We start from the raw sequence: 16,983 nt of genomic DNA, 5'->3' as shown, positions 1-16,983 counted from the left end.
CCCGTCTTTGATCAGCCTTCGGCTTTTTGGTTCACGACGGACGTGGCAATCGCGGTGAGTGCCAGATCGGTGGCTTGTTCTTCATCGAGCGTAGACTGGAGAATCTCAGCGGCTTCTTCATAGCCTAGTTCCAGCGCCCACGTGCGTAGCGTGCCGTAGCGTGACATTTCGTAATGTTCGACTGCCTGAGCAGCAGCCAGGAGACCAGCATCAAGGGCAGGGGAGCCTTCGTATTCTTCCATAATTTCGGCACCCTCATCGGTGATCCCAAGGATAGCGTCGCACGTCTTGGCCTCCGGCTCCTCGCCGATCACATTGAAGACGGCTTCGAGACGCGTCACGTGGATTTTGGTTTCATCCAGGTGCTTGCGAAATGCCGACTTCAACTGAGTATTCGTCGCCGCCTGCTCCATCTCGGGCAATGTGTCGACGATCTTCTGTTCGGCGAAATAGACGTCCTTGAGCGTGTCGAGGAACAGGTCTTCGAGTAATTTGGCCATGGCTTTGTCTCCTGAACATTGCGCTCCGACAGCCGGGGCAAGTATGGGCCAACAACTCATTGGAGGAACCAATGTTCCGTCTTGCCGAGCATCACGTGCATTGTCGCCGTCGCGCCCCTCAAGGCCCATCTACGTTTTCGGGAACTATCTCGCCTTGATCCCAGAACGGGCCCATGAGAGGCGATCACGGCCGGTAGAAAATCGGTTACGTACCTCAACCAGAATGTCACATTTTCATCTTGTGCACCTAGTACATTAGACTAAGGTCGAATGTGCTGGAGGTCGCGAGGAGGCGGCTTCTCAACAAAAAAGATGTCAATCCTTGGGAGGGAAATGATGCAGAAATCTGATATCGCAATACCACCAAAAGACCTCAATATGCTCCAGTCGGTTCTTGACGCTTGGTGCACACAGCAGCGCATTCTGCGCAAAGATGCGACTGCAGAAGCAAAGATATTGATCAACGAGTATCAGCGAGGCTGTCGTTCGCAGATCGCCCTCATTGACGCACTTATAAACAGCACCACGCACTAGCGGGCTCAACATCCGCTGAAAGTCGAGAACCCGGCCTAACCAGCCGGGTTTTTCATGCTGAAATGAATACGCCCGGGCAATCAACATAGCAGGCCTCGACTTGATCAAGTCCTCGACGTCTCATCGGTGAGGCGAATAATAAGCCTCCTGCTGCATGTATTCGACATAGTCATCGTACCGCGCCGTGGAAATTTCGTTCCGCGCGTCCCCGATGCATTCGGGGCAGACCTCGTCGTAATCCATACCGAACCGGTTAAGAACGACATATCGGCCCTCGTCAAGATCGGTGTCGAAGTCGTCGTGCAGGGAAATCATTTCCTCGGGAAAATAGGTGTAGGTGCCGCATCGGGGACATTCCACCGTCTCATGGTGATGCATACAGGTGTAGCAAGCACATTCGGCATCGAACAAAACAAATGTGGTCTCAAAACACTCGGGGCAGTCCCTAATATCCTGATCTGGAATATTTTTCTCCGCAATGCGATGCAGTGCCCGTTTGCGTAACTCTTTTCGGGCGGCATTCCACTGAATGATTTGATCCAAGTCAGCCGGACGCAAGAACTCGTTTACCGAGGTGGAGAGGTGGTGGCGGAAAAAATCGGCTACGAAGGAGAACACAAAGCAAAACGAATTTTGAGCATGATGAACATTTAGACGGCTTTCAGCATGCGTCAGTTCGTTCCGCAGCTTGATCGCCGCGTGCAGCCGTTTGTTATCCGTTTCGCTGAAATGGATGGTTCCTATTTTCGGATTGCTCAGTCGCTTGATTGCTCCTGTAATGTTGATCGTATGTTTGGGGTCATCAATGTTTTCAAAAACAAACATTGGATGGATTTCTTCGAGCTTCGCCTTGAGCGCCAACTCCAGGGATTGCACGAGGGTTGTGATCGCAAATTGCCACTGACGCGGCTCGCCATGGGCAAGCACGGCCTTCGAGACGGATTCCGCCAGAAAGGCTTGGCTGTTCGTTCGTAGGGTCAGCCGTATTTCGTCTGCCATTTCCATCCACACAGCTTTCAATTGGCAAGGATACAACGCCGAAATTCCAGCATGGTCAGGCTGGTATCAATTTGGCTGGAAGCGATCATAGGTGTCTTCGACCTCTTCCTCTCCTTGATGTTTAGGACCCGCGTTTTCGAAATGAAGTAGGGTCAGTTCCTGATCGAAGCGGTCTGATCTCATGCACATCTCTACGACAGGTTCATCGAACCAGATGCCGCTGGGCTGCCGAACGCCAGTGATAGCCTCCTGGCCAAATTGCTTGCGGACTGCAATCGCTGCAGCAGGAAGTTCTACAACCTCATTCTTCGTGCGAAAATATCGCCCGGACTTAAGTGCCGCGTCACTTGATTTCGCCCAATAAGCAAAGCCTTCATTTGATACAACAAGGAGCGCCCGCGTATCGGTGTATTCGAGCCAACGCAAAATAGCGGCGGTCAGAGAGACGCCGTAGCGGGCTGCCATATTGCCCAGTTTTTCAATATCCGGGCGCTCTTTAGGGGTGACTTTTCGCCGGAAGTCATGAAGGGGCATGAGCAGGGCGGCAGCGAACTGGTCGGCTTCCTTTTCAATCCCTTCACCCGCGCGGCGATTGACGCTGTTTTCATCACAGAAAATGCCGCCATCGAAACGGTCATCTTCTTCGATGAGACGGCGATGCAAGATGTAATGCCCAAATTCGTGGGCGACAGTAAAAGCTCTCCGGGTTTCTGGTTGGCTTTTCTCGTAGGCAATACCCCATTGCCTCGGTTTGGTTTGGCTATAGACCAGGGCTCCAACGCACCCCGGCAGATGTTTCCCTGTGACCTCGTGAATGGGACTGACCGGATTGATGTTTCGGGAATATTCCATCGCCAAACTTGTAATATCGACAGGGCGACGGTCGAACCGATCCTCCCCCAATACCAGGTCCAACATCTTGGTGATGCGGCCAGATTCAACAAGCGGCTTCGGCCCCATACGAGCGGTCATTTTTTTCCCAACTTGGCCAAGGATTCTGCCATGTCTCTCAGAACCTTCCGAGTGTCATCCGGCAATCCGCTGTACTGTCGGAAGAAGGCGATGTCCTCGGCCTGCGTGCGATTCTGCTCATCGCTTCCGATCAAATAGTCGGCGGTGACTCCCAACGCTTTTGCGATATCGGCGAGCTTTTCAGCGGAGGGGCGAGGCGGATTTTTGTTTTCCAGCTCCCAGATGTAACTCTTTGATGATCCTGACAATTCGGCAAGCTGGTCAAGAGTCAACTTTTTGTCCGTGCGCAGCGCTTTGATGCGAGCGCCGAGTTTATTCTGCATGATCCGATCTCCTTCTTTTTCTCGTTTTTCCACAGGTTCGGAGTAGCGATATTTTAGAACCCTTGACTTCGAATATCAAGACCATCATATAGAGTTCGGAGTAGCGAACTTTTTAATTAAGTTTTAGCGAACTCAGCACGACCAAAAAGGGGAGCCCACAATGATCAGCAAACTTGCGCGTCACAAACCTAAACTGGAGAGTAAACATGACAAGAGTTACGGTCGATGGAATTGACCCGTTCTTAAACCGCATCGACGCGATCCTCGCAGAGATCGCTTTCAGTGTTCAGCTACCGCCGTCTTTGCACGGCAAAGCCGTTGACCGATATGAGGCGGTTAGAAATCACCTCGAAGCCACCAGTTCGATTTTTCATGACCAGATTGAACACTTCTATCCGCAGGGTTCTATGGCTATTGATGCCACGATCTCAAATCGTGGAACTGACGACGAATATGACCTGGATATCATTGCCCAGTTGGGCGAGCGGTTCCGGTCAATGTCGCCCATCGAAATTCTTACCGAACTTGAAAAAGGCCTTACTGGCTATCGCGGCCTGACCGTCGTTCGCCAGACGCGGTGCGTCACGATCTACTACGCCGACCAAATGCACTTGGATATCTCCCCGTCGCTCAGGGATGTCGGAACCTTGGAACGGCAGAGCGTGATTATGCATGCCAGGGGCCCGAAGGCTTCATTCGATGATCAAGAAGTCCCGATGAATGCCTACGGCTTCGGCGAGTGGTACATCGAGCGGACCCCGACAGAATTGAAGGTCGTCGAAGCTTTTAAACGGCGGTGGGAGGATGCCGAACGACGCCGCGTAAAAGCAGACGCGGACGTTGATGACGTGCCTCTCCAGACGGAATTCCTTGTCAAGAGCAACACAACCTTGGCGCTTCAGCTGATCAAACGGTTTCGAAATGTCCGGTATGCTGATCGTTCGGGACGGATGCCGCCATCCGTTATGTTGTCCTACTTCGCGGGCGTGGCGGCCAGGCCCGGCAGTTCGTTGACTGATGCTCTTTTCCGCATCACCAAGTGGATCATCAACGACATCGATCAGGCAACCATCCGTAACCAAAAGCTCCGGGTTGAGAACCCCGTATACAGCGATGATGTTTTTACCGACAGGTGGCCGGATACCATTGATCAACAGAAGCGCTTTGCTGCTGATCTTCGCGACCTCGTCCGGGGGATCGAAAGGGCGCTCAACGGCGAAATGTTGCCGACCGAACTGCAGGACTGGCTTCGCGAAATGTTCGGCGACCGTGTCGTCACAAAGGCTGTTGACCAAATGGCGATGCAGACGCGCCTTGCGGCAGAGCATGGCCGTCAAGGTTATACCAAACGCGGCAGCATCCTGGTACCGGCCGCTGCAGTGGTGGTCACCTCTTCGCAGAGTTCCGCGTACGCCTCGCCCGTGCAGGGTTCGCGTCACACTTACTTTGGAAGCAACTTCAAATGAGGGCAGTGTTCAAAACAATTGAGGAACAGATCACCGCCATGCGAGCCGATTGGCCGCTGTTTCGCGTACGAAAAGCAGGCCCTGAATCGGCGATCTGGACCGGCGAACTGAAGCCGCAATTCTCCGCATACCGGATCGAGGTCCGGTATGCGGTTGGGGACTCGCCTGAAGTCAGGGTCATTGCGCCTGAGTTGATCAGGATGCCTGAAAATCCGGAAGGGCCGTTGCCACATATATACGGTCCCCTTACCGACCCGACACTCTGTCTCTTCGACCCGGCAACCGACGAGTGGGACGGGTCGATGTTGCTTTCCCGCACGACGATACCTTGGACAATTGACTGGCTCACTTTTTACGAATTCTGGGTGATGACCAAGAAATGGTCCGGCGGCGGTCGGCATCCTGAGCGCTCGCCGTCAACGGAGACCCAACAATGAATTATGTAGCTCCACCGCGTTCCGATGGCACCATCCAACATACCAGGAAGAAGTTGCCGTGGCCGAAAGACCGCCTGTTCCGCATTCTATCGATTGATGGCGGCGGTATCCGAGGTATCTTCCCGGCCGCGTACCTTGCGGAGATCGAGAAGCGTTTCCTCGGGGGTGCGTCGATTGCCAATCATTTCGACATGATCGCTGGGACCTCGACTGGTGGAATTATTGCCTTGGGTCTTGCCCACGGCATGTCTGCAAAACAGGTGCTCGAAATCTATACGGAGCGCGGCGATATCATCTTCCCATCGCCGAGGGGCTTCGCTCGCGTTCGGCAGTTGGCTCGTTTCCTCTTTTGGCCCAAACATGACCAATCGGTACTGAAGGGAGAACTTCTGCGGATTTATGGCGACAAAGTCATCGATGACGCAACGACGCGCTTGGTCATTCCAAGCTTCGAAGGCGTCCACGGTGAGCCATTCATTTACAAGTCGCCCCATCATCCCGACTATCAGAAGGATCGCCATAAGAGTTTCGCCCATGTCGCATTGCACACCACTGCGGCACCTGCCTACTACCCGGCAGTCGAAAACGATGGCCATATCATGATCGATGGCGGTGTTTGGGCGAACAACCCAATCATGAACGCCTTGGTGGATGTCCTCGCGTGTTATGACGTGCCACGCGAGAACATCCGCATTCTTTCGCTCGGAACCGGCGACGAGACTTTGAAGTTGCGCAACAAGCAGTTCAACGGCGGCGTGAACGGGTGGGGAATATCTTTCGGAGTGCCACCACTGTTCAAGATCGCAGCCAGGGCACAGTCGAAGAACGCCTTGGGACAGGCCTACCTTCTCGCCGGGAAGAACAATGTTGTGCGCATTGATGTCCCAGAGCACGATCAACTGATTGCTCTGGATGATGTCCGTCGCTCAAGAACGGAACTACCGAGAGTAGCACGCGCCCAGGCGGAAGCGTCCGGGCACTACATCGAAAGTGTTTTTCTCTCGGATAAGGCGGATGCCTTTTTGCGCTGTGCAGCCAAATAGGAAAGGGTTCTGCAGAGCCAAATCGGTCGTCGCCCTGAAGTCCCTGCGAAGCTGAAAGTGCCGTCAATCAGCCTTCCTGAGCAAGGTGCCGATGTGGCCGCAACGCCTACGCTTTGACAGTTCGCGATAGAGCGCCTCCGAGGAAACTCCGAGTTCGTCTGCCAAACCTCTCCAATCGCCCCTGGCTGGGAAGGCATCATCGTTCCAGGCAATCCACGCGTCCAGGCGGGCACTGACCGTTCGGAGTGCAGCCATTTCGGACCGCTTCCTCGCGCTCAGCAGTTCCCGCGAGAGATGAGCCATCCATTCCCCTGCAAAGATCAGGTCATGTTCCAGCAGTCGCAGGACCTCGGTAACAGGTACCAGAATCGCATCGGTTGCTGTCGCTGCCACAGCGTCGCAATGATACCGGTCCGAAAACAGGGACGCCTCAGCCAAGACGGTTCCTGCCGTCGAGCGCTGCAAAAGCGCCTGGTTTCCATCCAGTTGGTAGCGGACGAGGTTTACGCACCCTCCTGTGATGAGGAACAGCGTGCGCACCGGATCGTCTCGGTGGAATAGATGCTCGCCTTTTGCGAAGGACTTTTGAGCAACGGCCTTGGGCTGCAGACATCTTATAATTGACATGATAGCTATCATGTCGCCAATGATCATAGGTTGGCAAGCTGCCGTTCTTGAAACAAGCCTGCCGGTGAAAATATGAAATCTCTGATTGTTGCGCTCCTTGCCGTGCTTGTGCCTTTTCTAGCTCTGGCGCAGGGGGAGCATACGCATTCTTCGCCTTATGTTGGGCAGCAGCTGCGCGAAATCAAAAGCCTGTCGGCAGAAGACATTACGGAATTGGAAGAAGGAGGAGGGTGGGGACTGGCGAAGGCTGCCGAGCTGAACGGTATACCCGGACCTTCGCATGTTCTGAAGATGAAGCATGAGCTGGGGCTGACGGCGGATCAGGAAGATTCGACACGGCGCATTTTCGCCAGGATGCGAGATGACGCCATTGAGGAGGGGAAGAAATTGATCGCTGGGGAAACGGCTCTGGAGGTCGGATTTCGCGAGCGCTCCCTTGCTTGGCGAAGTCTGCGGGAGCGAATACGCGAGATCGAAATAATCCGATCAAATCTGCGCTCCATCCATCTCGCAGCCCACTTAGAGATGATCGGCGTGCTGAATGAGGACCAGGTCAAGCTGTACAACGAACTGCGCGGATACTCCCGGTGATATGTGCAAGCCAGCTATCTGCTAGGTGAAGAGGAGTGGTTCGAGAACCTGACCCCGATGAACTCTTTTCGAAACATGGCTCGTTTGATACGATCTGTCCGTTAGCTCTCTTTCTGCATCAATCACACGCGCCGTCGAGACGGCGCGTGTTTATCTGGTTGAGCTGCGACCGACAATTCTAGGCAACGTGGCTGCAGCAGGATTTCTTAAAAGACGCGCCGTATCCGGCGCTCGCAATCGACGCAATGAATGCTTCGGATGCCACTTGCGACTCGATGGATACGGTCTTGGTGCCCAGATCGACAGCCACCGAAGCGCTCGGATCGACGGTCTTTACAGCCTTTTCTACGGTACTGACGCAGTGACCGCAGGTCATGTCGGGTATGTTGAGATGATACATTGGAAGTCTCCGATTAATGTGACTGATGCAATGTGGGGCTTCCAACGATGGGAGGGTCAAGAGCCTTCCGATTTTTTTATGGAAATCGTTTTTACCAACTTGTGGCTCGCTTGGATCGCGCGTCACTCCGCGAAACCGGCAGGACCTTCGCAATGATACCGGTTTTATGTTGAATGATCGCACGGTCGTCTTGAGGAGCCCCCTTGCTCACACATCTGCGTGAACCCACTTCCCACGTCGTTCACCGCGTGCCAAAGTGCGCGCATGTCGTTTCTGAAGACCTTGCACCGGCTATTCTTCATTGCTGCGCTGCTCGGGATCATCCTTGGTCCTGTCGGCGTTGGAGCAGCCGACGGTGCTATGGCGTCATCAGTTTCGTCTGCGCCAGTCGCGATGGCTGGCATGGATATGCCGGATGAAATGCCGTGCTGCCCGGAACGAACGCCCATCAAGCTAGACTGCGGTAAAGCCTGCCCCCTGGCGTTGCTCTGCACTACAGCGATTGTTGGTCAGTCGGCCAATAATCATGAATGGGCGCTAAAACCAGGCTGGATCGCGCAACGGTTCAGCGTGATGCCCCATGCAGAATTGGCATCCACCGACATCGATCCTCCCGCTCGTCCTCCAAGAGCCTGATCTGCCGCCATTGAAGCGCGTTGTCATGTGAGCCGTGTCCGCATTCTGCGACTGGTCGTCCTGACACCGATCCCTTTTGACTAAGGACGCGGTCCAGGACCCGTCCGGATGAGACATTGAATCATGAGCAAGACACTCTTTAACGCGGGGACCGTCCTCCTCGCAGGCGCAATGATGTTCGTAACTCCAGTTGCCTCCTCGGCTGCGGCAACCGACTACGAATTTCAGGCAGTCAAGACCGACATCAAACAGGGGGCTGGGGAAACCGTATCCGTCCGCCTGGTCGACAAGAGAACCGGCAAAACAGTTCCCGATGCAGTCATCTTCACCACCCGTATGGATATGGCTCCAGAAGGCATGGAAACGATGACCACCCCCGTCGAGGCGGCTGCATCCACTGAACCCGGCGTCTATACCTTCACGACCAACCTTTCCATGGAAGGCGGATGGCGGTTCCAGATCGCCGCCAAGGTCCAGGGCGAACCGGAAACGGTTCAGGGCGAACTCGTGCTCAAGGCTATGCCGTGACGACGCCGCGCTTTATTGCCACGGTTTCCCTGGCCGCATTTGTCGGCGGGGGAGGCTATTGGGCTGGGAAAAATGATCTCGGCTCCTGGCTCAGAAACAAGCCAGCAGAAGTCGCGATGGCGGCCGATGATGACGGAAAGCCGGAGCCTACCGGTGCCATTATTTACTACAGCCACCCCGACGGGGCGGCCGAGTATTCGGCTGGGGCCAAGAATACTGACGACGGGCGGCCGTTTGTGGCCGTCCGCGAAAGCGAAGACGTGAAGTTCGACGCAAAAGGAGCGGTGCTCCCGTCTGACACCGCGTCCGCGAGTTCCGAACGAAAGTTATTGTACTACCGAAATCCGATGGGCCTTCCGGATACCTCCACGGTACCAAAGAAGGATTCCATGGGAATGGACTACCTACCTGTTTACGACGGGGAGGTAACGGATAGCTCAACGGTGAAGGTATCGCTCGGAAAACTCCAGCGGACCGGCGTCAAAACCGCATTGGCGGAGATGACCACGGTCAGCCGGAAAATCCGCGTGCCAGGCACGGTTTCGCTCGATGAGCGGTTGGTCAGCATCATCTCCATGCGGGCGGACGCCTTCGTGGAAGATGTCGCCAACGTCACCACTGGCGACAGGATCAAGAAGGGGGAAAACCTCTTCCATTTCTACTCGAAGGAGATCGCGACCGCCGGAGCCGAATACGCGACCGAGATGCGCAATGGCGGGAAGGCTGGCCCTGACACAGGCTCCGCCCTCCGATTGAAGAACCTCGGTGTGCCGACAGCAACGATCAATAGCATCGCGACCGACCGAAAGGTGCCGCAAAGTATTTCCTACACGTCTCCGCGTGATGGCGTTGTCCTGGAGCGCATGGTGGTGAGCGGCATGATGGCAGAGGCCGGAGACATCCTGTTCCGGATCGCGGACGTCTCCAAGGTCTGGGTGATCGCTGACGTGCCCGAATACGAGTTGAGTGCCGTCCGAAAGGGCGCGGTCGTTTCCGTCAACGTCCGCAATCTTCCCGGCAAGGTTTTTACGGGCAAGGTCGACCTCATCTATCCGGAGGTCCAGATGCAGACGCGGACGACAAAGGTCCGGATCGAGCTTCCAAATCCGGACGGGCAACTGATGCCCAACATTTATGCCGAGGTCGAAATCGAGGCCGGAGCCGGAAACCGGGTCGTCGCGGTCCCCAACAATTCAGTCATCGACACGGGCGACCGCCAGATCGTGTTTCTCGACAAAGGTGAAGGGAAATTCGAACCGGTGGATGTCACCCTGGGCATCCGGGGTGAAGATGTCACCGAGGTCACCAATGGGGTCGCGGCTGGAGACCGCGTGGTTGTTTCTGCCAATTTCCTCCTCGACGCCGAAAGCAACCTAAACGCTGCACTCAGCGCCCTGACGCCAGACGAGGTGAAGCCATGATCGCGCACTTGATCGCATGGTCGGCCCGCAACTTGGTCCTTATCTTCGTGGGCGCAGCACTGTCTATCGCAGGCGGCATCTATGCCCTGAGGGCGTTACCGCTCGATGCAATCCCTGATCTGTCCGACGTCCAGGTGATCGTCTTCACCGACTATCCCGGGCAGGCACCACAGGTCGTTGAGGATCAGGTCACCTATCCCTTGACGACCTCGATGCTGACCGTGCCGAAATCGAAAGTCGTGCGCGGCTTCTCGTTCTTCGGCGTGTCGTTCGTCTACGTGATCTTCGAAGACGGAACCGATCCCTATTGGGCCCGCAGCCGCGTACTCGAATATCTAAACGCGGCCGCAGGCCGTCTCCCCGACGGCGTGTCCCCGAGCCTCGGGCCGGACGCGACGGGCGTAGGCTGGGTCTACCAGTATGCCGTGGTGGCCAAGGAACTGTCTCTGGCCGAACTTCGGTCGTTGCAGGACTGGGTCGTGCGATTTGCCGTTTCCAAATCAGAGGGTGTGGCCGAAGTCGCAAGCGTCGGCGGGTTCGTCAAGCAATATTCCATTGTCGTCGATCCCGCCCGGCTGAAGGCCCAGAATGTCTCGCTGTCGGATATCGCCGATGCCGTGCGATCCAGCAATCGCGATGTCGGCGGCCGTACCGTCGAACTCTCCGAGTTCGAATTCATGGTGCGGGGGAAGGGCTACCTGCAAGGCATCAAGGACATCGAGAGCATTGTCCTTAAAACCAACGGCGGCATCCCGCTGCGTCTTTCCGACGTCGCTAGGGTTGAGCTGGTTCCGGACGAACGCCGGGGCATCACCGAGCTGAACGGTGAGGGGGAGGTCGCGAGCGGCATCGTCCTCCAGCGCTTCGGCGCAAACGCCTTGACCGTCATCGACAACGCCAAGAAGAGTTTGGCCGCAATCAAGGACAGCTTGCCAGCAGGGACGGAAATCCTGCCGGTTTATGATCGATCTGAACTGATCAACGCCGCTATTGAGACCCTGAAAGGGACACTCATCGAGGAGTCCATCGTTGTCGCCCTCGTGACAATCGCATTCCTGCTCCACGTCCGTAGCGCCCTGGTCGCAATCATCATGCTCCCAATCGGCATTTTGATCGCCTTTACCGCGATGCGTTCACTAGGGATCGGGGCGAACATCATGAGCCTTGGCGGTATCGCCATCGCCATCGGCGCGATGATCGACGCGGCCATCGTCATGATCGAGAACGCCCACAAGCATCTAGAACGCGCTCCGCCTGACAAACCGCGAACGGAGGTTCTCATCAAAGCTGCGAGCGAAGTTGGGCCAGCCCTGTTCTTCAGCCTGCTGATCATCACCGTCTCGTTTCTCCCGATCTTCACACTGGAGTCACAGGAAGGGCGGTTGTTCGGGCCGCTCGCCTTCACGAAAACCTTCGCCATGGCGGCGGCGGCATTACTGTCGATCACGCTGGTGCCCGCGCTAATGGTGGTGTTTGTCCGGGGCAAGATCGTTCCGGAACACAAGAATCCGCTCAACCGGTTCCTGATCTGGATATACCGCCCGATCATCTCAGGTGTTCTCAAGGCAAAGACCCTGACGATCCTCGTCGCGATGGTGGCACTTGCCGTTACAATTTGGCCCGCCCGTCAGATTGGCAGCGAGTTCATGCCGAGCCTGAACGAAGGCACGCTCATGTACATGCCGACAACGCTTCCAGGCTTGTCGATCACTAAAGCTGCCGAGCTGATGCAGACGCAGGATCGGATCATCAAATCGTTCCCGGAGGTTGAAACGGTGTTCGGCAAAGCGGGAAGGGCGCTAACCGCAACTGATCCCGCACCGACGGAAATGTTTGAGACGATCATCACCTTGAAACCAAAATCTGCGTGGCGGCCGGGCGTAACCATTGACAGCTTGAAGCAGGAGATGGATTCGGCGCTTCAGTTTCCGGGCGTCTCCAATGCGTGGACTATGCCGATCCGAGCCCGCATTGACATGCTGTCAACGGGCATCAGGACGCCAGTCGGCGTCAAAGTGTACGGAACCGACCTCAAGGAAATGGAGCGGGTTGCTCGGGATATCGAGACCGTCCTGAAAACGATCCCGGGAACATCGAGCGCCTATGCCGAACGTGTAATTGGCGGCTACTATCTTGATATCATTCCGGACCGCACGGCGCTTGGCCGATATGGACTGAGCGTCGACGACGTTCAGGATGTGATCGGCATGGCGCTTGGTTCGGAAGTGGTGACGTCGACGGTCGAGGGCAGAGAGCGCTACGGAGTTGCCATCCGATATCCGAGGGCGTTCAGAAGTGATCCCCAATCGATTGCACGGGATGTCCAGGTTTCGCTACCGGGTGGCGGAACTGTACCGTTGGGGGAGGTCGCAGAGGTAAAGCTTACACGGGGTGCCACCACCATCCGGACAGAGAATGGTCAGCTTGCCGTCTACATCTTCGTGGATATCGCCAATCGTGATCTGGGCGGCTATGTCGCGGAAGCACAAAACGCCGTTGCCAGCAGTGTGACGATGCCTTCCGGATACTCGGTCGCATGGAGCGGACAGTTCGAATACCTGGAACGGGCCAAGGCACGCCTCGCCATCGTCGTGCCGCTTACACTCGCGCTGATATTCCTGCTGCTGTATCTGAACTTCAAGGCGCTCACCGAGACGCTGATCGTCATGCTCTCCCTGCCGTTCGCCTTGGTCGGCGGCATCTGGTTGATGTGGTGGTTGGGGTTCAATGCCTCCGTCGCTGTAGCGGTAGGGTTCATCGCTTTGGCAGGCGTCGCGGCAGAGACCGGTGTGATCATGCTAATCTACCTCGATCAGGCCCTGAAGGAACGACGGATCGCATGCGAGGCGGAGGAGCGCGGTTTCACGAGGCTCGATCTCCAGCAGGCGATCATGGTCGGTGCTGTCGAGCGTGTTCGGCCGAAGATGATGACCGTCGTGGCTATCATGGCCGGACTGGTGCCTATTCTTTGGAGCACAGGTGCCGGGTCAGAAATCATGCAGCGGATCGCCGTGCCGATGATCGGCGGGATGATCTCGTCGACGATCCTGACATTGGTGGTGATCCCGGCGATCTACGGGCTGGTCAAGGGTTGGCGGCTACCTGCCAGCACAGAATTCCGGATGGTCGATATGAAGCCCGGATCGGTGGTCTTGAACGAGGCGGCCGAATGAAGGGAGGACGCCATGATGAACGATATGATGGGCACCGGCATGATGTGGGGGATGGGGCTTGCAGGCCTTATCGGGCTCGCCGTCGTTGTTCTCGTAATCGCGGCGCTCGTCAAATATCTGTTCTTCCGCTGACGAGGATGTTTCTAGGCGGGAAGCAGCCAGCGCCGAAACGTGAGTGAGTGTGATTTGACTGCGGTCCGGCGCAACTCCGACAATGCCGTTAGGCACTCGAAAGCTCGGCAGTTTGGGGGGCGATTAGCTCGGTTCCCCACTGCCCACGTTTTGGGAAAGGACTATCAAAATGAAACGAAGACAATTCCTTTGCTCCATCGTCGCGGCAGGATCGATTTCCTTGCTCGGAGTGGCGCGGGCGGCCGGTGAAAGTATGACCGTCTACAAGGACCCGAACTGTGGCTGTTGTCACGCCTGGGCCGAGGCGATGAAAAACGCTGGTTTTTCCGTGCGGGCTGAAAACGTGGGCGATCTCAACATCATCAAGGAGCGGTTCGCTGTTCCTGCTGAAATGCAAGGTTGCCACACAGCCATTGTCGCCGGGTATTACTTGGAAGGTCACGTTCCCGTGGACGCAGCGAAAAGGTTGATGGCAGAACGCCCGCAGATTGCTGGGCTTGCCGTTGCCGGAATGCCAGAGGGATCACTGGGAATGGGCGACGACCCGAAAGCATCTTACGACGTCTATGCGGTGAACAAAGACGGGTCGAGCATACTTTATCAGGCGGTTAGGCCGAAAACCTGATAGTCGGTAGGTCTCCCGGCGATATGCAAAGAGCCAGCCCCGGGTCCGATATACCTGGCGCTCGGCTGCAATGTCTCGCCGGACCGCGAGACATTGCCAATATCGGATACAACCAAAACTCCCTGGGGCCGATGTGCCGGTGCGTAGTCGCGGCGTTAGTCGAGGGGCAATTTCCCACCCGCCACGCTCAGTGAACCAGAACGTACGAGGTGATTCAGCAGTGCACTAGGTCGACGGGTTCGTTGCCATCGTGTTGATCGTCACTTCATTCTGGCAGGCCCGCCTTCAAGAGGCCCTCACGATAGAGTGCACGATGTTCCAACTGCTCGATCAGCAGCACGTTTTTCAGAAACCCGTCCGTCGAAAACGCTTTGTTGAGTTGAAGTACAAAGGCGACCTCAGCGCTCGCCTCCGTCATCCTTCCTGCCTGCGCATAACACGCGGCCAATCTCGCATGTGTGTACGCCCCAGGATTCGGCAATTCCCGCAGAGTGGTCGCCGCCTCGTCATATTTGCCCGAGATGTAGAGCAGATTTCCCAGAACGGCGTGATACCAAGGAGGCGGAAACGGATTCAACCTGCATCCTTCCTCAATCCACTGCGTTGCTTCGGCAACTCTTCCGCGACGTGCGATTAGACCTCCCATTCCTACAAGGCCATTGGCGTCGTTCGGGTTGAGTTGATAGGCTTGCCGATAGTGACGTTCGGCGGCATCGAATTCGCGACGGAACGTGAGAACAAGCGCGATAATGCGCTGACAGACACTGTTCCCCTGATCCAGCGCAGCCGCCATCTGAGACGCCGCCAGGGCCTCGTCAAGCAGGGCGGGTGGAGCTGACGCGTACCCGCCGACAGCCACCCTGGAGAGTGCAAGGTACGCCCGGGTTAGCGCGAACATCGGATCGAGTTCGAGAGCGGCTTCGAACATCTTCACTGCGTCGGAATTGTCAGTGTCCTGGTACCCCCGCAGATGAACCAAACCCCGGAGATATAGATCATACGCGGCAAGGCTGGTCGTCGGCTTGCGCATCGCGTGCTGGAAATCCTGGCTTTCGATCTGGCCGACCAGGTTGGATACGATCATCCTGGTAACTTCGTCCTGGACAGTGAAGATTTCGACCAGTTCGCGGTCGAAGCGGTCCGCCCAAAGCTGCGTCCCGGTGGCAGCTTCTATGAGTTGCGAGGCGATCCTTATCATGTTGCCAGAGCGCCGAACGCTTCCCACCACGACGTATCGGACAGACAGCTTCCTGGCTATCTCGTCCAACGGCATCGACCTGGCACGGAAATGAAACGACGAGTTGGCGGCGATGACGGATAGCGATCTGAACCGCGAGAGGCCAGCGATGATGTCCTCTGTCACGCCGTCGCTGAAGTAGGTCTGGTCGCGCGCCTGGCTCAAATCTTCGAAGGGGAGGACCGCGACCGTGGTTCTGGCATGACCCTTACCGCTGACCGGAGCAGCCTGCACGGGTGCCCGGGGCCAGTGCCACACATGGATGGGTCGCGAGATGTTTTTTAAGGAGACTTCACCTGCGTCCTCGAACTCCGCTACCGCCTTGGCTGCGACCTCGCGGTGCACGGCGTCGGCTATGCAAATTCCGCCCGGTAGCGCCGACGCCTCCAGCCGCGCGGCGACGTTCACGCCGTCTCCGTAAAACTCATCACCGTCGACAACGACGTCGGCGAGATTGATGCCAATACGGACGGTAATGCGTTCCGATGCGGAAACGTCGCTTTGATCCGCCTCCAGTCGCTTCTGCATGGACAGTGCGCATTCCACCGCATCGACGGCGGAATTGAAGACAACGAGCCAGCCATCGCCCATCGTCTTGACTATGCGCCCGCTAAATTCGCAGATGGCAGGCTCGAAAATTCTCGTTTGAACTTGCTTCAATGCGGTGAGCGTTCGGGCTTCATCGTCTTCCATAAGCCGTGAATAGCCGACGACATCCGTGACCATTATGGCAGCGAGACGGTGTTCGGCACGCTCCATCATAATCGATCCTCTGTGGCAGTTCTGGAGTTTACCTCGGATAAAGTGCAATCGAAAGTCCGGGAGGAGCGTGAACTCGAAGCTCCGACCCAATACCTCTTCGCGGCTGTGAGCCGTGACCACCCCATCTCGGTTAGCAGCTTGCGAGAAGATTAGGTCGGCCGTCTAGGCATTATTTCGAGAGATGTCGAAATAGCTCTTGACTGCTTTCTTCACCGACAGTAGCTTATTTCCATGATTATCGAAAAAGCAGCATCCCAGCTTGAAGCTCTCGGCAATGTCACCCGTCTTCGGATTTTCCGAATGCTGGTCCGTGCTGGTGACGAAGGCTTGCCGGTTGGCCAGTTGCAGGAAAAGCTGGACATCCCGGGTTCAACACTGTCGCACCACCTCAAGAAGCTCGTGGATACCGGCCTGGTTATCCAGGAGCGGCAGGCGACGACACTTATGTGCACCACGAACTACCGCGATATGGATGCTTTGGTCGGTTACCTCGCGAATGAATGCTGCGCGGATGCAAAGTGCGGGACAAAGTCGAAAGAGGCCGCCGCCTGATCCCTTTTTTGACTCCAAATTTCGA

General features: G+C 56.3%; 18 protein-coding genes. 11 read left to right on the top strand and 7 right to left on the bottom strand.

From position 1 onward, the window contains the following. Positions 1 to 11: 11 nt before the first annotated feature. Complete coding sequence (locus J2Z75_RS03790) at positions 12 to 500, bottom strand: YciE/YciF ferroxidase family protein (protein WP_037166890.1); 489 nt, start codon at positions 498 to 500, stop codon at positions 12 to 14. Between the two features lie 336 nt (positions 501 to 836). On the opposite strand from J2Z75_RS03790, the gene J2Z75_RS03785 reads away from it, so the two are divergent. Further along, a complete protein-coding gene (locus J2Z75_RS03785) occupies positions 837 to 1,034 on the top strand; it encodes a hypothetical protein (RefSeq protein WP_082478073.1) in 198 nt (65 codons plus the stop codon). A 120-nt stretch (positions 1,035 to 1,154) separates the two neighbouring features. On the opposite strand, the gene J2Z75_RS03780 is transcribed toward J2Z75_RS03785, so the two are convergent. From J2Z75_RS03780 to J2Z75_RS03770, 3 genes are read right to left on the bottom strand one after another with little or no spacing between them, the layout of a single operon-like run. Beyond that, entirely contained in the window at positions 1,155 to 2,039 is an 885-nt protein-coding gene (locus tag J2Z75_RS03780) for a hypothetical protein (protein ID WP_062610141.1), read from the bottom strand. A gap of 60 nt (positions 2,040 to 2,099) precedes the next feature. After that, positions 2,100 to 3,005 (bottom strand): ImmA/IrrE family metallo-endopeptidase, encoded by a 906-nt coding sequence (locus J2Z75_RS03775; RefSeq protein WP_062610139.1) that lies wholly within the window; start codon positions 3,003 to 3,005, stop codon positions 2,100 to 2,102. Continuing rightward, positions 3,002 to 3,328: a helix-turn-helix domain-containing protein gene (locus J2Z75_RS03770; protein WP_062583482.1), complete on the bottom strand. Its 327-nt coding sequence runs from the start codon at positions 3,326 to 3,328 to the stop codon at positions 3,002 to 3,004. The genes J2Z75_RS03775 and J2Z75_RS03770 overlap by 4 nt, the downstream gene beginning before the upstream one ends. Positions 3,329 to 3,534: 206 nt before the next feature. Here J2Z75_RS03770 and J2Z75_RS03765 point away from each other — a divergent pair, with 206 nt between their 5' ends. Genes J2Z75_RS03765 through J2Z75_RS03755 form a run of 3 tightly spaced genes read left to right on the top strand, consistent with a single transcriptional unit; the run spans position 3,535 to position 6,274 of the window. Beyond that, the gene (locus tag J2Z75_RS03765) at positions 3,535 to 4,794 is read left to right on the top strand and encodes a nucleotidyltransferase domain-containing protein (protein ID WP_209847892.1); all 1,260 of its coding nucleotides are present in this window, start codon (positions 3,535 to 3,537) and stop codon (positions 4,792 to 4,794) included. Beyond that, the gene (locus J2Z75_RS03760) at positions 4,791 to 5,231 is read left to right on the top strand and encodes a hypothetical protein (protein ID WP_062610136.1); all 441 of its coding nucleotides are present in this window, start codon (positions 4,791 to 4,793) and stop codon (positions 5,229 to 5,231) included. The genes J2Z75_RS03765 and J2Z75_RS03760 overlap by 4 nt, the downstream gene beginning before the upstream one ends. After that, positions 5,228 to 6,274 (top strand): CBASS cGAMP-activated phospholipase, encoded by a 1,047-nt coding sequence (locus tag J2Z75_RS03755; protein ID WP_062610134.1) that lies wholly within the window; start codon positions 5,228 to 5,230, stop codon positions 6,272 to 6,274. Before J2Z75_RS03760 ends, J2Z75_RS03755 begins: the two co-directional genes overlap by 4 nt. Positions 6,275 to 6,337: 63 nt before the next feature. On the opposite strand, the gene J2Z75_RS03750 is transcribed toward J2Z75_RS03755, so the two are convergent. Further along, positions 6,338 to 6,928: a Crp/Fnr family transcriptional regulator gene (locus J2Z75_RS03750; protein WP_234937112.1), complete on the bottom strand. Its 591-nt coding sequence runs from the start codon at positions 6,926 to 6,928 to the stop codon at positions 6,338 to 6,340. A 45-nt stretch (positions 6,929 to 6,973) separates the two neighbouring features. Here J2Z75_RS03750 and J2Z75_RS03745 point away from each other — a divergent pair, with 45 nt between their 5' ends. After that, on the top strand, positions 6,974 to 7,492 hold the full coding sequence (locus tag J2Z75_RS03745; protein ID WP_062610132.1) for a hypothetical protein: 519 nt from the start codon (positions 6,974 to 6,976) through the stop codon (positions 7,490 to 7,492). A gap of 178 nt (positions 7,493 to 7,670) precedes the next feature. Here J2Z75_RS03745 and J2Z75_RS03740 read toward each other — a convergent pair whose 3' ends face one another. Continuing rightward, a complete protein-coding gene (locus J2Z75_RS03740; RefSeq protein ID WP_062610130.1) occupies positions 7,671 to 7,892 on the bottom strand; it encodes a heavy-metal-associated domain-containing protein in 222 nt (73 codons plus the stop codon). Between the two features lie 264 nt (positions 7,893 to 8,156). Between J2Z75_RS03740 and J2Z75_RS03735 the strand changes: the two genes are divergently transcribed. The 5 genes from J2Z75_RS03735 (at position 8,157) to J2Z75_RS03715 (ending at position 14,407) form a co-directional block, all read left to right on the top strand. Further along, the gene (locus tag J2Z75_RS03735) at positions 8,157 to 8,528 is read left to right on the top strand and encodes a hypothetical protein (protein WP_082554041.1); all 372 of its coding nucleotides are present in this window, start codon (positions 8,157 to 8,159) and stop codon (positions 8,526 to 8,528) included. A 171-nt stretch (positions 8,529 to 8,699) separates the two neighbouring features. Next, positions 8,700 to 9,056: a FixH family protein gene (locus J2Z75_RS03730; RefSeq protein ID WP_407692741.1), complete on the top strand. Its 357-nt coding sequence runs from the start codon at positions 8,700 to 8,702 to the stop codon at positions 9,054 to 9,056. Continuing rightward, the gene (locus J2Z75_RS03725) at positions 9,053 to 10,477 is read left to right on the top strand and encodes an efflux RND transporter periplasmic adaptor subunit (protein ID WP_062610126.1); all 1,425 of its coding nucleotides are present in this window, start codon (positions 9,053 to 9,055) and stop codon (positions 10,475 to 10,477) included. Before J2Z75_RS03730 ends, J2Z75_RS03725 begins: the two co-directional genes overlap by 4 nt. Next, a complete protein-coding gene (locus J2Z75_RS03720) occupies positions 10,474 to 13,650 on the top strand; it encodes an efflux RND transporter permease subunit (RefSeq protein WP_062610124.1) in 3,177 nt (1,058 codons plus the stop codon). The genes J2Z75_RS03725 and J2Z75_RS03720 overlap by 4 nt, the downstream gene beginning before the upstream one ends. A 301-nt stretch (positions 13,651 to 13,951) precedes the next feature. After that, a complete protein-coding gene (locus J2Z75_RS03715; RefSeq protein WP_062610122.1) occupies positions 13,952 to 14,407 on the top strand; it encodes a DUF411 domain-containing protein in 456 nt (151 codons plus the stop codon). 265 nt (positions 14,408 to 14,672) lie between these two features. On the opposite strand, the gene J2Z75_RS03710 is transcribed toward J2Z75_RS03715, so the two are convergent. After that, positions 14,673 to 16,406 carry an adenylate/guanylate cyclase domain-containing protein gene (locus tag J2Z75_RS03710; RefSeq protein WP_234937111.1) on the bottom strand — a complete coding sequence of 578 codons (1,734 nt, stop codon included), beginning with the start codon at positions 16,404 to 16,406 and terminating at the stop codon, positions 14,673 to 14,675. Between the two features lie 231 nt (positions 16,407 to 16,637). Here J2Z75_RS03710 and J2Z75_RS03705 point away from each other — a divergent pair, with 231 nt between their 5' ends. Next, a complete protein-coding gene (locus tag J2Z75_RS03705) occupies positions 16,638 to 16,958 on the top strand; it encodes an ArsR/SmtB family transcription factor (protein WP_062610120.1) in 321 nt (106 codons plus the stop codon). The last annotated feature ends 25 nt before the right edge of the window (positions 16,959 to 16,983 follow it).

Origin of the sequence: Rhizobium herbae (assembly GCF_017873135.1) — a bacterium.
In the GTDB taxonomy this organism is placed as follows: Bacteria; Pseudomonadota; Alphaproteobacteria; order Rhizobiales; family Rhizobiaceae; genus Pararhizobium; species Pararhizobium herbae.
This window is presented reverse-complemented; position numbering and strand designations above follow the sequence as displayed.

Coding starts and splice junctions, on each gene's coding strand:
- J2Z75_RS03790 (WP_037166890.1), bottom strand. CDS start 500: ATGGCCAAATTACTCGAAGACCTGTTCCTCGACACGCTCAAGGACGTC.
- J2Z75_RS03785 (WP_082478073.1), top strand. CDS start 837: ATGCAGAAATCTGATATCGCAATACCACCAAAAGACCTCAATATGCTC.
- J2Z75_RS03780 (WP_062610141.1), bottom strand. CDS start 2,039: ATGGAAATGGCAGACGAAATACGGCTGACCCTACGAACGAACAGCCAA.
- J2Z75_RS03775 (WP_062610139.1), bottom strand. CDS start 3,005: ATGACCGCTCGTATGGGGCCGAAGCCGCTTGTTGAATCTGGCCGCATC.
- J2Z75_RS03770 (WP_062583482.1), bottom strand. CDS start 3,328: ATGCAGAATAAACTCGGCGCTCGCATCAAAGCGCTGCGCACGGACAAA.
- J2Z75_RS03765 (WP_209847892.1), top strand. CDS start 3,535: ATGACAAGAGTTACGGTCGATGGAATTGACCCGTTCTTAAACCGCATC.
- J2Z75_RS03760 (WP_062610136.1), top strand. CDS start 4,791: ATGAGGGCAGTGTTCAAAACAATTGAGGAACAGATCACCGCCATGCGA.
- J2Z75_RS03755 (WP_062610134.1), top strand. CDS start 5,228: ATGAATTATGTAGCTCCACCGCGTTCCGATGGCACCATCCAACATACC.
- J2Z75_RS03750 (WP_234937112.1), bottom strand. CDS start 6,928: ATGATCATTGGCGACATGATAGCTATCATGTCAATTATAAGATGTCTG.
- J2Z75_RS03745 (WP_062610132.1), top strand. CDS start 6,974: ATGAAATCTCTGATTGTTGCGCTCCTTGCCGTGCTTGTGCCTTTTCTA.
- J2Z75_RS03740 (WP_062610130.1), bottom strand. CDS start 7,892: ATGTATCATCTCAACATACCCGACATGACCTGCGGTCACTGCGTCAGT.
- J2Z75_RS03735 (WP_082554041.1), top strand. CDS start 8,157: ATGTCGTTTCTGAAGACCTTGCACCGGCTATTCTTCATTGCTGCGCTG.
- J2Z75_RS03730 (WP_407692741.1), top strand. CDS start 8,700: ATGATGTTCGTAACTCCAGTTGCCTCCTCGGCTGCGGCAACCGACTAC.
- J2Z75_RS03720 (WP_062610124.1), top strand. CDS start 10,474: ATGATCGCGCACTTGATCGCATGGTCGGCCCGCAACTTGGTCCTTATC.
- J2Z75_RS03715 (WP_062610122.1), top strand. CDS start 13,952: ATGAAACGAAGACAATTCCTTTGCTCCATCGTCGCGGCAGGATCGATT.
- J2Z75_RS03710 (WP_234937111.1), bottom strand. CDS start 16,406: ATGATGGAGCGTGCCGAACACCGTCTCGCTGCCATAATGGTCACGGAT.
- J2Z75_RS03705 (WP_062610120.1), top strand. CDS start 16,638: ATGATTATCGAAAAAGCAGCATCCCAGCTTGAAGCTCTCGGCAATGTC.